Origin of the sequence: Marinobacter confluentis (genome assembly GCF_004785685.1) — a bacterium.
GTDB classification, from domain to species: Bacteria; Pseudomonadota; Gammaproteobacteria; order Pseudomonadales; family Oleiphilaceae; genus Marinobacter; species Marinobacter confluentis.
In genome coordinates this window covers 1,014,996-1,028,764 of record NZ_SRPF01000002.1, presented here as the reverse complement: position 1 = coordinate 1,028,764, position 13,769 = coordinate 1,014,996, and the positions used below count along the sequence as shown (strand labels likewise).

13 protein-coding genes are annotated in these 13,769 nt (G+C 57.5%); 6 read left to right on the top strand and 7 right to left on the bottom strand.

Features of this window, described 5'->3' with window-relative positions:
• The first annotated feature begins 24 nt into the window (after positions 1–24).
• The 4 genes from E5Q11_RS10365 (at position 25) to E5Q11_RS10350 (ending at position 2,114) form a co-directional block, all read left to right on the top strand.
• A complete protein-coding gene (locus E5Q11_RS10365; protein ID WP_210426308.1) occupies positions 25–699 on the top strand; it encodes an SAM-dependent methyltransferase in 675 nt (224 codons plus the stop codon).
• Entirely contained in the window at positions 700–1,023 is a 324-nt protein-coding gene (locus E5Q11_RS10360) for an antibiotic biosynthesis monooxygenase family protein (RefSeq protein WP_135803305.1), read from the top strand. It abuts the gene before it with no gap.
• Positions 1,007–1,687, top strand: a complete 681-nt coding sequence (locus E5Q11_RS10355) for a class I SAM-dependent methyltransferase (protein WP_135803304.1) — start codon at positions 1,007–1,009, stop codon at positions 1,685–1,687. The genes E5Q11_RS10360 and E5Q11_RS10355 overlap by 17 nt, the downstream gene beginning before the upstream one ends.
• A gap of 121 nt (positions 1,688–1,808) precedes the next feature.
• Complete coding sequence (locus tag E5Q11_RS10350) at positions 1,809–2,114, top strand: NIPSNAP family protein (protein WP_135803405.1); 306 nt, start codon at positions 1,809–1,811, stop codon at positions 2,112–2,114.
• 174 nt (positions 2,115–2,288) lie between these two features.
• On the opposite strand, the gene E5Q11_RS10345 is transcribed toward E5Q11_RS10350, so the two are convergent.
• The gene (locus tag E5Q11_RS10345; RefSeq protein ID WP_135803303.1) at positions 2,289–2,798 is read right to left on the bottom strand and encodes an acyl-CoA thioesterase; all 510 of its coding nucleotides are present in this window, start codon (positions 2,796–2,798) and stop codon (positions 2,289–2,291) included.
• Positions 2,799–2,979: 181 nt separating this feature from the next.
• Here E5Q11_RS10345 and senA point away from each other — a divergent pair, with 181 nt between their 5' ends.
• Both senA and E5Q11_RS10335 read left to right on the top strand, forming a co-directional pair.
• Positions 2,980–4,326, top strand: a complete 1,347-nt coding sequence (gene senA / locus E5Q11_RS10340; protein WP_135803302.1) for a selenoneine synthase SenA — start codon at positions 2,980–2,982, stop codon at positions 4,324–4,326.
• Between the two features lie 28 nt (positions 4,327–4,354).
• Complete coding sequence (locus E5Q11_RS10335) at positions 4,355–5,098, top strand: putative 4-mercaptohistidine N1-methyltransferase (protein WP_135803301.1); 744 nt, start codon at positions 4,355–4,357, stop codon at positions 5,096–5,098.
• Positions 5,099–5,114: 16 nt separating this feature from the next.
• Here the strand turns inward: E5Q11_RS10335 and E5Q11_RS10330 are convergent, their stop codons facing one another.
• From E5Q11_RS10330 to purH, 6 genes are all read right to left on the bottom strand, one after another.
• Positions 5,115–5,756, bottom strand: a complete 642-nt coding sequence (locus tag E5Q11_RS10330; protein ID WP_135803300.1) for a methyltransferase domain-containing protein — start codon at positions 5,754–5,756, stop codon at positions 5,115–5,117.
• Entirely contained in the window at positions 5,756–7,327 is a 1,572-nt protein-coding gene (locus tag E5Q11_RS10325) for a cation:proton antiporter family protein (protein WP_135803299.1), read from the bottom strand. Before E5Q11_RS10325 ends, E5Q11_RS10330 begins: the two co-directional genes overlap by 1 nt.
• Before the next feature lie 38 nt (positions 7,328–7,365).
• Positions 7,366–8,301, bottom strand: coding sequence for an alpha/beta fold hydrolase (locus E5Q11_RS10320; protein WP_135803298.1), 936 nt, complete (start codon positions 8,299–8,301; stop codon positions 7,366–7,368).
• 140 nt (positions 8,302–8,441) lie between these two features.
• Positions 8,442–10,631, bottom strand: coding sequence for a TonB-dependent receptor family protein (locus E5Q11_RS10315; RefSeq protein ID WP_135803297.1), 2,190 nt, complete (start codon positions 10,629–10,631; stop codon positions 8,442–8,444).
• A 171-nt stretch (positions 10,632–10,802) separates the two neighbouring features.
• The gene (gene purD, locus E5Q11_RS10310; RefSeq protein ID WP_135803296.1) at positions 10,803–12,089 is read right to left on the bottom strand and encodes a phosphoribosylamine--glycine ligase; all 1,287 of its coding nucleotides are present in this window, start codon (positions 12,087–12,089) and stop codon (positions 10,803–10,805) included.
• 28 nt (positions 12,090–12,117) lie between these two features.
• Positions 12,118–13,698, bottom strand: a complete 1,581-nt coding sequence (gene purH, locus E5Q11_RS10305; RefSeq protein ID WP_135803295.1) for a bifunctional phosphoribosylaminoimidazolecarboxamide formyltransferase/IMP cyclohydrolase — start codon at positions 13,696–13,698, stop codon at positions 12,118–12,120.
• Positions 13,699–13,769 lie beyond the last annotated feature (71 nt).

Sequence of the window (13,769 nt, the reverse complement as noted above, 5' to 3'; positions counted from 1 at the left end):
GGGAGTGGACTTTGGAGGAAACGAATGCATCTCTCATCAGTTGTGCCGTGGGGGCGTAACCTTGCCGAATATCGGCAAATGTTTGATCTCACGCCCAAGGACCTCAAAGGAAGGATCCTTGGCGTCGGAGATGGTCCCGCAAGTTTCAACGCCGAACTCTCTGCGAAGGGAGGACAGGTTGTTTCAATTGACCCAATTTACAAGTTCTCTGGCAAAGAGATCGCGCGTCGAATTGATGAAATCACGCCCGTCATGCGCGCAGAGTTGAATAAACACGTAGACAACTATTTGTGGAATGACTTCTCTGATGTCGGTGCTCTGGTTACTTGCCGCACCTCTTCAATGTCGATCTTTTTAGAAGATTATGAGAACGGCATCCGTGAAGGGCGTTACCTGGAGGGTGCTCTGCCGCGATTACCCGATTCAGGTTTCTATGACTTGGCACTTTGTTCGCACTTATTGTTCCTGTACGAGGAAAACTTAAATTTTGAATTTCACATTAGTTCGCTGCTTGATATGTGTCGCGTTTCCGACGAGGCAAGAGTTTATCCGCTTGTAAATCAGGCTGGTCGGCCGTCTCGTTTCCTCAATCCATCCCTCAGGCGACTCTATGAGGCTGGCTACCAGTGCGACATCGTCCAGGTAGGCTACTGCTTTCAGCGTGGTGCGAATGAAATGCTTGTCGTCCGGAGAACATGAATGACTTTGCTAACTCGCCTGTGCGAAGTGCCTTACTTTGCCGTTATCTTTTCTTCCATCAAGGCCCAGGACGACACTGGTTACGCCCCAATGGCCGATCGCATGATGGAACTTGCGGCACAACAGCCTGGTTTTATTGGTGTTGATTCCGCTCGAGAGGAGGTGGGAATCACGGTTTCATATTGGAGAGACTTAGCCTCAATTCAACAATGGAAGAACCAAATAGAACACAGGGAGGCGCAACGGCTTGGCAAGGAGCAGTGGTACGAGTCTTATACGATTCGAATAGCAAAGGTCGAGCGGCAGTATGACTTCGGGCTTTGAGAACCAGGTTTTAACCGCTTGGGAATCGAACGCGGCGAGTTGGATTGATGCAGTTTCCAGCGGAGAGATACGGGCGCCCGGTTCGGTAACTCGTGAAGCGCTGCTCGCGGTCTTGGAGCCATACCTAGCCTCTCAGCTTAAATTTCTCGATGTCGGCTCTGGAGAGGGCTGGCTTGTAGAAATGCTGGCAAACCGCGGTCACGACGCCATTGGCGTAGATAGCAGTGCCGCACTCATCGAGCATGCTAAGAAGTTTCGAAAGGGAAGGTTCTACAACGCTAATCAGGGCTCGCTCGCCGCTCTTCAATTAGGCGATTTTGAACTAGTGGTCTGCAACTTTTCCTTGTTTGGCGATAAGCCGGTTTCAGACTTTATTGCCTCTTTGCCTTTTCTACTCAAACCAGGAGGCGTGTGCGTCATCCAAACGCTCCATCCTGCGCATTTTTTAAAAGAAAGCTATTACTCGACCGGATGGCGAAGAGGCACTTGGGCAGGCCTGCCGGGAGCTTTTGGAGCCTCACCGCCGCTTTTTATGCGGACACTCGAAAGTTGGTGGGCACTCTTTCGCGCTTGTGGGATTCAAATCATTGATCTGAAGGAACCTTCAGATACTAGCGGAATCCCTCAATCGATCATCCTCACTGTAAGTCCGTCGCGTAATTGACTGCGAGTATTGAATGCGTTGCTTCTGAATAAGCTTCATTAACTTGTTAGGTCGAGGTCATTGAGAATCTTGAGACACTCTGATGGGAGCAGGTCATTACGACCAAAAGAGGAGAATGACATTGGTTACCTGTTATTTGCGCTACCTGATTGATCCATACAAACTCAAGGAATTCGAACATTACTCGAGACTTTGGATATCATTGGTCGATAAACTTGGCGGCCAACACCACGGTTATTTTTTACCCTCAGAAGGCGCAAACGACGTTGCGCTGGCCCTGTTCACTTTCCCGAGCTTTGCTGAGTACGAGCAATATAGGAAAGACTCTTTCAACGATCCTGACTGCATTGCAGCCTTCCAATATGCGGAAGAAACGCGATGTATTCACAGTTACGAGCGTAGTTTTTTTCGGCCACTTTTCGAGTGATTGGATAACCAGTGAATGATCCTAACCCCACGCAGGAGTTCCTCGAATTGGACCTTTCTCGATATACACAATGTATCCTAGCCTCAAATCGGACCTTTGTGACTCGCGTCCGAATGTCCGCTATGCGACCTCAGCGTGCTTTGTTTCCGAATAGCGGATTGGCTTGTCCCAAATTCATTCCATCCTTTCGTTCAATCTTTTCCGTGTTTCTAGCCGACCCTCGCGCCGTATTTCTGCATTTTTAAAACGTCGTTTCTGCTCTTCTGTTTGTGGTTCAGCCGCGGGAACGTCGACCGGTTCATCGTTCTCGTCCAGTGCTACAAAGGTAAAAAAGGCAGACAGAATGTGGCGGCTTTCACCGGTGTAGCTGTTCTCTGCTTCCACCCGCGCACCGATTTCCATGGATGAACCCCAGCTGCGGTTCAGCGACAGGCTGAATAGCAGGGTATCGTTGCCCTTGGCCGGTGCCCGGAAATGGATGGAATCCACCGCAGCGGTCACGCACACATGCCCGGAGTGGCGTTCTGCCACTACCAGGGCCAGTCGGTCACATTTGGACATGATCATGCCGCCAAACACCGTGTGATGGGAGTTCATGTCGTTCGGGAATACTTTATAGACATGCTGCTCGATGGCTGATGCACTGACGGGGCGTGAGGCGCGGGGTTCAGGACGGGTCGCCATGGATGATCACCTTGATGCTGTTCGAAACTATGTATGGGTCTGGATGTCACCGGGTAAGCAGACAGCATATCATTGATCGGCCACCCTGATTTCATCTGCACCTGTTGTGATGTGGCATTCATCTGAACCGTAGTTTGTTATCGTAGAACCCTAGACGTTTCATCTGGAGAGAATGCAGCGCGTGGATAAAGCAACCCTGCTAGCTGAGCTTGAAACGGCGCGCCAGCGAACGCGTGCCCTGATTACGACTCTGCCTGAAGATCAGCTGGATGTGCCCTATCATCCGGGCGTGAACCCGCCCCTGTGGGAAATGGGGCATGCGGCGTTTTTCTACGAAGTGTTCGTGTTCAGCCTTCTTGATGGCACCCCCAGTTATGATCCGGCCATGGATGACCTCTGGGATTCGTTCCACATCGAGCACACAGACCGCTGGCGTCGAGACCTGTTCCCGGGCCGGGAAGCCACCCTGGCTTACTTTGACACCATCTACGAGCGGGTTGCCGAGCGAATCCGGAACAGGCCTCTGACCGACGAGGAGCTTTACCTCTATCGCTACTCCATTTTCCACCAGAACATGCACATCGAGTCGATTATCTGGTGTCGGCAGACGGTGGGCTATCCCGCAGTACCCGATTTCCAGCCCGAGCGAATCGCCCCGGGTGCGCCCCTGAATGACGGTGAGCCAGTCGATGCTAAGATTCCTGCCGGGCGCTGGCTGATTGGGATGCCAGGCGAATCCGATGCCTATGCCGATGAAGATTTCGCGTTTGACAATGAAAAGCCGCACTTTGAAATCGAGCTGCCTGCCTTCGAGATCTCGAAGCTGCCGGTGAGCAACCGTGAATTCATGGCGTTCGTGGACGACGGTGGTTATGAGCGTCCGGGGCTCTGGTCGTTCGGCGGCCGCAAATGGCTGCAGACCGCGGTCGACGTCACCCTGGCCCAGGGGGAATCAGAGCCCCTGGTGCAGGCGCCGCAACACCCTCTTTACTGGCGCAGGCAGGATGGCCAGTGGCAGGAACGAGTTTTTGACCGATGGCAGCCGGTGAATCCGGATGCCCCGGTGGTTCATATTACCTACTGGGAAGCCGAAGCCTGGTGCAACTGGGCGGGTCGGCGGTTGCCCACTGAATATGAATGGGAGGTCGCTGCCCTGGCAAATCGCCCGGGCCAGCCGTTCCGCCGTTTCCCCTGGGGCAATGAACCTCCCAGCCCTGAGCTGGCGGATCTGGGCGGCCGCAATATGGCGCAGAATCCGGTCTGGGATTACCCGGCCGGTGACAGTCCTTTTGGTTGTCGCCAGATGATGGGCAGCGTCTGGGAGTGGACTAGCAGTCAGTTCTTCCCCTATGACGGCTTTAAAATCGATGTCTATCCATTCATGTCGACCCTGCAGTTCGGCGACCACAAGGTGACCAGGGGTGGGGGCTGTGCGACGTCGCCGAACCTGATCCGGGGCACCTACCGGCAGGCCTACCTCGCGCAGCGCAATGACGTCTACACCGGGTTCCGCACCTGTGCGCCCTAAACTGACAGAACCCAAATAAGGACACGCGATGAACGTGTATGAGACTGATGAGCTGCTGAGCCAGTATCTGGATTTCCATTTCGGTGAGAGTCACTTTGGCGTTGGTAACTATCCGGCCCGGTGCGCCCGGATCTGCCAGGAACTGATGGCCGGTCGCGACAAACTGAAGGCCCTGGATCTTGGTTGCGCCGTGGGTCGCACGGCCTTCGAGCTGGGCCGCGTGTTTGACCAGGTGGTGGGGGTTGATCTGTCGTCCCGGTTTGTCGGGGCGGCTGCCACCCTGCAGAAAGACGGCGCCATTGATTTCTTCCGCCGTGATGAGGGCGAGCTTGGCAAACGGGTCACGGTAGAACTGGAAAATATGGACCTGGCCAGGGCCGCGGAGAAAGTGTCCTTTGCCACCGGCGACGCCTGCAACCTGTCAGAAGACCATCGGAATTACGACCTGATCTTTGCGGGTAACCTGATTGACCGCCTGCAGGACCCTGCGGCTTTCCTGATGGACATCCACAATCGCCTGTCGGAGAACGGCACGCTGGTCATCAGCTCCCCCTATACCCTGCTGGAGGATTTCACGCCCCGCGCCAACTGGATTGGTGGCTTCGAGCACAACGGCCAGCCACGTACTGTTCTGGACGGCATGCGTGAAGTGCTTACCGACCACTTCGAGGAAATCCAGGCGCCCGAGGATGTACCGTTCGTAATCCGGGAAACACGCCGCAAGTTCCAGCACACCATTGCCGAACTGAGCGCCTGGCGCCGGGTTCGATAGCGCAAAATCCCGCTGATCAGTTCCGGCGGGTAAAGAACGCGGTCTGGGTGGGGTGGCCTACGTCAGGGACAAAGTCCCCGATGCCACCGAAGCGAACGTCGTAACCGTTGCGGTCCGCGACGCCTCGCGCCCAGCGCTGGAACTTGACCCGGTCCCATTCGAACTTGTGGTCTTCCTCGCGAAACTCGCCGGGCGCCAGATCAAACAGTGGGTTGTATTCGCGATTCGGTGTGGTCATGAACAGGCATCCGGGCCGGTACTGGCCGAACACCGCCAGTTCCACTTTTGAAAGCTGCTCGGGGCGAACGTGCTCGATGGTTTCGACCATGGCAGCGGCCTCGTATCCGGTCAGGGCGGTATTGCGCTCTGCATAGGATCCCCGGATCAGCTGGATTCGGGGCGGGTTCTGGCCCAGAAAGTCCGCCAGAACCGAGCGCGCCTGCCGCAGCGACACGCCCGAGTCTTCCAGCCCCGTAACCTGATCAAACTGGCTGTCGGCCAGCAGCCGGTAGAGCAGGGAACCGGAGCCGCAACCTAGATCCAGAACTTTCCGGGCGCCGGTATCCCTGAGGGTCCGGAACACAAAATCCAGACGTTCCTCGTGCAGGGAGGTCATCTGGGTCATGGTGTGTTCACTGGCATGGCCGGGTTGGTACATCAGGTATTGCCTGCGGTTTGCGAGGGCATGGCAGGCCGATGATCCATCAGGTGGCTTGCCAGGGCTACGCCGGTTTCGCTCATGGTGAGGTAGGCTTCGTCAGCGCCGGCTTCGCAGATTTTGCGGGCTTCGTCGGTGTACATGGTGTGCGCGACAATGTAGCCGGTAAACCCTTTGTGCCTGAGCATACGCGCCGCAATCAGTTTGCCTTCGATATCACCCATGGCGAGTACAACCGCTTCCAGGGCCGGCATATGAAGTCCCTGCCAGAAAGTATTATCTTCGGCATCGGCAAACACCACGTTACGGCCTGCCTCCTGATGCTGCTGTATTTTTGCCGGGTCTGAGTCCAGGCCCATCAGGTCCCGTTCGTTTTCGCTGAGCCAGTCATAGGCCGCCGCCCCGGTTCGACCCATGCCCATGACCAATACGCGAGTGTTGCCCAGCGAGACCGGTTGTTCGTCAGGATGGCGGGTGCGGCTTTCGAAGCGCTCGAGCGAGCTGCCAAGGCGCTCATAAAGCGCATGAGAATATCGATTCAGCGGCGCCGAAATCACGAACGACAGTGAAACCGTGATCGCCAGGGGTACCAGCCATTCCGGCAGGGCAACGCTGGCGACAATCAGGCCGAATTCGCTGTAATTGGTCAGCGACAGGGAGCTGAGGAAGCCGCTGCGGGCCCGCAACCGGAACAGCAGCAACAGGAAGAAAAACAGCAGGCCTTTCAGTGGCAGTACCAGAGTGGCAACCACTGCAAATATCAGCGCTTCACTGTCGGGCAAGCCGCCAATACCGATCTGCAGAAAGAAGCCCACCAGAAACACTTCTTTCACGCTCCAGAGGGATTTGGCCAGTTCCTGCGAGCGGGGGTGATTCGCCAGCATGGCACCAAAAACCAGGGCGCCCAGTTCAGAGCTGAGCCCGACTGCCTCGAAGCCAAGCCCGCCCAGTACCAGAGCCAGCAACAGTCCCAGAAGCACCAACAGTTCATCGTGGCCGCTTGCATCCAGAAGCCGGTAGAGCAGCGGGCGCAGAAGTGGCAGCCCGAACACCACCAATGCCCACTTTGACGGCGCCTCGCCGGCTGCCAGGCTCATTACCACCAGGGCAATGAGGTCCTGCATGATCAGAATGCCAATAGCGACCCGGCCATGAAAGGCGCGAAGCTCGCGTTTGGTTTCCAGAACCTTGGCGGCCAGCACGGTGCTGGAAAAGGATAGGGCAATGGCCAGAAGGAAGGCGGTTTGCCACTCCAGGTCCATCAGCAGATAGAGACCGGGGGTGAATATGGCACAGGTGATCCCGAAGTGAAGCAGGCTGCCACCGATGACCTCGGGGCTGATGATCGAGCGCAGTTTGAGCTTCAGGCCAACCGTAAACAGCAGCAACAACACACCCAGATGGGCGATGTGCGCCAGTACGTCGGTGGCCTCAATGGTGACCTCAGTGACGGCGGAGATGCCACTGAGCACAAAACCAGCGGCCAGGTAACCTACCAGCGGCGGCAGGCCTACGGTCTTGACCAGAAGGCCAAGGCCGAATGCGAAGGATATCCATATAGCTTCTGGCATGCGGTTAGTTCACGGTTGCCCAACAGACTCCGCCAAGGCTACCGTGTTTCGGCCAGAAACTCACGGAACAGGCTCGCGGATCTTTCCGGCGCCTCGATCATCGGGGCGTGCCCAATGCCGTCAAGAAGAACTTTGCGGGCATCGGGGATTTGCTGAACAAATATCTCGGCATTGCGGGGATCGGTGATGCGGTCTTCCTGACCCCAGATGATCAGCACAGGAGCCCCGATTGCGGTAATGTCTTCACTGAATTTTGAAGCCATGGTGCTGTCGCGGATGTCATTGAAAATAACCGTGTTCACTTCGCGGTTCGCGATGGCTTTCTCTTCCATAACGCTATAGATCGGCCAGGGTACGAAGGGCTTTTTCTCCAGAGCAAAATCCACCAGGCGTTCGAAGTCGCCTTCTTCCGTGGGGATCAGCGGATTCTTACCCGCCACCACCTGGTCAGCCAGATCTGATTCGTAGGCCCAGATTCCAGCCGGGTCGAACAGGACGGCCGAGTGGATAGCTTCCGGATAGTAAGCGGCGTAAAGCGCCGTGATGGCACCGCCCATGGAATTGCCCATCATGTGGAAACGGCCCAGGTCCAGTTTATCCAGGATCTGCTTCAGGCGGTGGGTCTGTTCATCAAAGTGATAGCCGATATCCAGGGGTTTGCTGCTCTCGCCGTGGCCCGGCAGGTCAATGGCGTAGATGTTGAAGTTGTCGCTCAGTTGACGGGCCAGGCGGGTCCAGTTGTCCTTGTTGGCGCCGAAACCGTGGATCATCACGATGGTGTCGCCCTGGACGGTCTCTTTATTCTGCAGGTAGGCGATGTTCAGGTTACCAACCTCAATGGTAGATGCTTCCAGCCCGGCACTGGAGCGTTCCCAGCCTATGGCGGTTTCATAAATGCTCTGGCGTGAACAGGCGCTGAGCAGCAACGCGCAGGCCAGCAGTGTGAACACGGACAGTGGGGGCCTGGTCATCATTCAGTCGACTCCGTAAGGAAGGAATTCAAACGTCTGTTTGCGAAAGCGCTAACACTACCCCAAAAAAAGACCCGGTCAAGGACCGGGTCGAAGGATTGCTGAGTTAATTTGCCCGAAGGCAAGGTTTGTCCTCTGGGGTATCAGAAATCGACGCTTACACCCACGTAACCCGTGCGAGGGAGGTTTGGCCGGGCACCGTCCGGGGAGCGCGCCACAATTTTCTGGTTGTCGAAAACATTGGCCACCTTGGCAAACATCCGTGCATTGGAGGTCAGGGCATAGCTGCCTGACAGGTCCACCACGGTCAGAGACTCGGTCTCGCTGAAGGTATTGTCACCGCCACGTTCGCAGGTGTTGTCGATGCACATGCTGTCGACGAAGCCGACATTGGCGTAAACGTCCCATTGGTCGCCGCCACGCAGGCCTGCGCGCAGGTTGAAAACGTTTTCTGGCAGGTAAGTCAGGTTATCTCCCTTAAGGACGCTGCCGTCATCCGCGGTTTCGGTAACTTCGCCGTCAGTGTAGGTCCAGTTTGCTTGCACCGGTGCGCTCACACCATTGGCCAGAGCGAATTCATGACCGATCAGGGCTTCGATACCCTGAACCCGCGATTCCCCCTTGCTGAAGGAGCCGGACGTGGAATTGTTCTGGTCCGAGCAGGGCGTGGCAACCGAGCAGTTCTCCACGGTGTTGGAGTAGTCACTGTAGAAACCGATCAGCTCGGCGCGGGTCGCGCCGCGGCTGAAGCGCGCGCCCAGCTCGTAGTTGACGCTGATTTCAGGCTCCACGTTGTCTTCGCTGCCGGGGCCCGCCGGCGCCAGGCCACGATGCACGCCACCAAGCAGGGTGATGCCACCGTCCAGTTCGTAGGTGGCGCCTACCCCGGGCAGCCACTCGGCGGTGTCGTTGCTGACGGTGCGATCGACCGTGGTGCGGGCCTGGTCAGAGTAACGGGTTGCCCTGGTTTCGATGTCCTCGTAGCGCAACAGTGTGGTCACGGTGAGACGGTCGTTAACAGCGATCCGGTCGGCGATAAAGCTGCTCCAGGCATCCGCCTCTTCAACACGGTTGTCGCCAGAGCCGATACCGGTAGTCAGGGTTGAAGACTGGAACTCCAGGGTAGGACGACCATTCGTTACAACCTGCTCGTAGGTATCAATAGGCTGGAAGCGATCCACTTCATCTTCGTGCAGGCGGGTTCCGAAGGTGAGGTCATGGCTCATGCCGGCAAGCTCGGTATTCCAGTCCGCTTTGAAGTCCAGGCCCTGTGACACGTATTCGCGGTTGTTGTTCTTGATATCAAATTCAACATCCGCTTCACCGCGGAGCTGCGCCTGGGCGGTAGCGTCGCCGTTGTTCGCGTCGTCAATCAGGCCGCCAAGGCCGGCGGCCTTGTACCAGTTCCGCGCGAATTCATTGCGGTAAGCCGTGGTGGTGAGGGTCAGATTGTCGTTCAGGTCTACCAGGTGACGGGCCATGTAACCGGTGCGCTGGGTGTCCATGTTGTCACGCTCGGAGGCAAAGTAGCGCTGGTTGGGATCCTTGGCGAAGTCCTCGTCGGTCAAGCCAAGGTAGGTCTCGTTGCTGAGCTCTTCGCTGTAGTCCACTTTCAGATTAAGCTGGTGGTATACGTCGGCGCTGGAGGGCGAGTTGAGACGCAATTTGGCCACGAAGTCCTGTTTGTCGAAGCCGGTCTCCCGGTCAGAGCCCTGAATGTTTTTAAAACCATCGCTTTCCTGCTGGTGTGCCTCGATCAGAAAGCCCGCCTGTTCGCTGCTGGCGCCGTACCAGGTATGTAGCCGCTTACTGCTGTCCTCGCCGATCTCCGTGGTGACATTACCGGCCGCTTCCCGGGGAATGGGGGTGGACCGGAAGTTGATAGCACCGCCAACGGTCTGCGGACCGTAGCGCAACAGATCCGGACCTTTCAGTACTTCCACGCTGTTAATGCGGCCAAATGATGGAAAGTAATAGGCCGCCGGGGCAGCGTAGGGCGCCGGTGCCATCAGCACGCCATCTTCCATCAGCGTTACCTTGCTGCTGCGGCCGCTGCCGGAGCCGCGAATGCCGATATTGGGGCGCAATCCATAGCCGTCTTCTTCCTGGAAGTAGACGCCGGGTACCTGGCGAGCAACCTGGTGCACGTCCGTGTACTTCATGGTCTCCATATCCTCGTTGGAGACAACATGAGCTGAACCGGGCAGGGCGGAAGCCGACGCTTCATCACCGATGATCACCAGTTCGTTCAGGCTCTGCTGCTGGGCCATGGCTGCCGCGGGGGCGGACATGATCGCCAGGGCAAGCAGGTTGCGGGAAAATTGCGTTGGCATATTACTCTCCTGTTACAGCGTGGTCAGTTTCGGGGGAGCACTATACAAATGATAATCATTAACAACAAGTAAAAATAATCATCCGCAACTGTGATTGATTGCAAGGCGGGGTTTCCGGTAGGCACAAAAAAGCCCGGCATTGCCGGGCTTGAGACTCAAGGCAGGGGCAAATCAGCTCTTTTCTCGTGCAATAGCCCGGAAGCCGATGTCTGACCGGCAGAAAACACCATTCCAGTGAATGCCTTTTGCCAGTTCGTAAGCCCGTTGCTGAGCTTCGGTAACGGTATTGCCCAGTGCCGTGGCGCAGAGAACACGGCCGCCGTTGGTGACAACCTTGTCGCCATTCAGGCGGGTACCAGCGTGGAATACTTTTTCGCCGTCAGTGTCGGTTTGCGGCAGCCCGGAGATTTCGTCGCCCTTACCGTAGCTGCCGGGGTAGCCGCCCGCTGCCAGCACAATGCCCACAGAGGCGCGATCGTCCCACTGGGAATCGCAGTCGCCAAGTCTGCCATCAATAGCAGCGTCGCAGAGCTCCACCAGGTCCGATTTCATGCGCAACATGATGGGCTGGGTTTCGGGGTCGCCAAAGCGGCAGTTGAACTCGATGACTTTGGGGTTGCCCTCACCATCAATCATCAGGCCGGCGTACAGGAAGCCCTTGTAGGGATGTCCCTCGGCGGCCATGCCTTTCACTGTGGGGTAGATCACTTCGTCCATGATGCGTTTGTGAACATCCGGAGTGACCACCGGGGCCGGTGAATAGGCGCCCATGCCACCCGTGTTGGGGCCGGTGTCGCCATTGCCGACGCGCTTGTGATCCTGTGAGGTGGCCATGGCGAGAACGTTTTCGCCGTCCACCATCACGATGAAGCTGGCTTCTTCGCCGTCGAGGAACTCTTCTACGACAACCCGGCTGCCCGCCTCGCCGAAGGCATTGCCTGCCAGCATGTCGCGAACCGCGTCCTCGGCTTCGGCCAGGGTCATGGCGACGATTACGCCTTTACCCGCCGCCAGGCCGTCGGCCTTGATGACGATTGGTGCGCCCTGCTGGCGAACGTAAGCCAGGGCTTCATCCACGTCGGTGAAGTTTGCGTAGGCAGCCGTGGGGATTTTCTGGCGATCCAGAAAGTCCTTGGTGAAGGCCTTGGATCCTTCCAGTTGGGCGGCGCCTGCGCTGGGGCCGAAGACTCTCAGGCCGCGTTCCTCAAACAGGTCGACGATGCCCTCAACCAGCGGGGCTTCCGGGCCGACGATGGTCAGGCCGACGTTATTGGCAGCGGCAAAGTCGGCGAGCCCTTTGAGGTCACCGACTTCGATATTGACGTTCTGCAGATTGGGCTCGCGGGCGGTACCTGCGTTGCCGGGGGCAACAAAGACGCGGTCGGCTTTGGGTGACTGGGCTGCCTTCCACGCCAGGGCATGTTCGCGGCCGCCGGAGCCTATAACAAGAATGTTCATAGTTGATTCCTGGTTGTCGGATTACGCCTCAATGCCTGAAATGCCGCATGCCGGTGAAGACCATGGCAATGCCGTGCTCGTTGGCGGCGTCAATCACTTCCTGATCACGCATCGAGCCGCCGGGCTGAATCACCGCGGTAATGCCTGCTGCCGCGGCAGCGTCAATGCCATCCCGGAAGGGGAAGAATGCATCAGAGGCCATCACTGAGCCTTTCACTTCCAGATTCTCGTCCGCGGCTTTGATGCCGGCAATCTTCGCGCTGTAAACCCGGCTCATCTGCCCGGCGCCAACGCCAATGGTGCGGCCGGCGCGGGCGTATACGATGGCGTTGGATTTCACGTACTTGGCTACTTCCCAGGCGAACAACAGGTCGTTCAGTTCCTGCTCGGACGGTTGGCGTTCGGTGACCATCTTAACGTCTTCCATCGCCACCATGCCCAGGTCCCGGTCCTGAACCAGCAGGCCACCGGTAACCCGTTTGTAGTCCAGGGATTTCGCGCGCTCGCCATCAAACTCGCCGCAGGCCAGCAGCCGAACGTTCTTTTTGGCGGCGACCAGTTCTACCGCTTCCGGCGAGATGGTCGGGGCGATGATGACTTCCACGAACTGGCGGTCGATGATGGCTTTGGCCGTGGCTGCGTCCAGCTCCCGGTTAAAGGCAATAATGCCACCGAAGGCCGATGTGGGGTCGGTGGCGAAGGCCAGGTCATAGGCCTGGGCGATATCGGTGCCGATGGCGACGCCGCAGGGGTTAGCGTGTTTGACGATAACGCAGGCCGGGTCGGCGAAGGGCTTGACGCACTCCAGTGCCGCGTCGGTGTCTGCCACGTTGTTGTAGGACAGCTCTTTGCCCTGCAGCTGAGTAGCGGTGGCAACACAGGCTTCCCGCGGATGGCGCTCCTTGTAGAAGGCAGCGCGCTGGTGCGGGTTCTCGCCGTAGCGCATGTCCTGCACTTTTACATACTGGCTGTTGAAGGTACGGGGAAAATCCGGGTTGTCGTTATCAGCCGTGCGACCGCCCAGGTAGTTGGCGATGGCGCCGTCGTAACCGGCGGTGTGTTCAAAGGCTTTCACCGCCAGGTCGAACCGGGTGGCGTGGGTCAGTTCGCCATCGTTCGCCTCCAGCTCTTTCAGCACGCGGCTGTAATCCGAGGCGTTCACCACAATCGCGACATCGTTGTGGTTTTTGGCCGCGGCGCGGACCATGGTCGGGCCGCCGATATCGATGTTTTCAATGGCCGTGGCCAGGTCGCAGTCCGGCTTCGCCACGGTTTCCTCGAAGGGGTAGAGGTTCACCACCACCATGTCGATGGGCTGGATCTGGTGTTCTGCCATCACCGCATCATCTGTGCCCCGGCGGCCCAGAATGCCGCCGTGAATTTTCGGGTGCAGGGTTTTGACGCGGCCGTCCATCATTTCCGGAAAGCCGGTGTAGTCACTGACTTCCGTTACGGGTACCTGGTTTTCTTTCAGCAGCCGAAAGGTGCCGCCGGTAGAAAGAAGCTCAATGCCACGCTGGGTCAGCGAACGGCCGAATTCTACAATGCCGGTTTTGTCGGATACGCTGATCAAGGCGCGACGAACGGGAGTATTAGCCTGATTTGCCATGGGTCACTTTTCTGCCGGATATGAACGAATGAAGGCCTCGCGAATGGTGTCCGGGAGGCCCTCCTTAACAA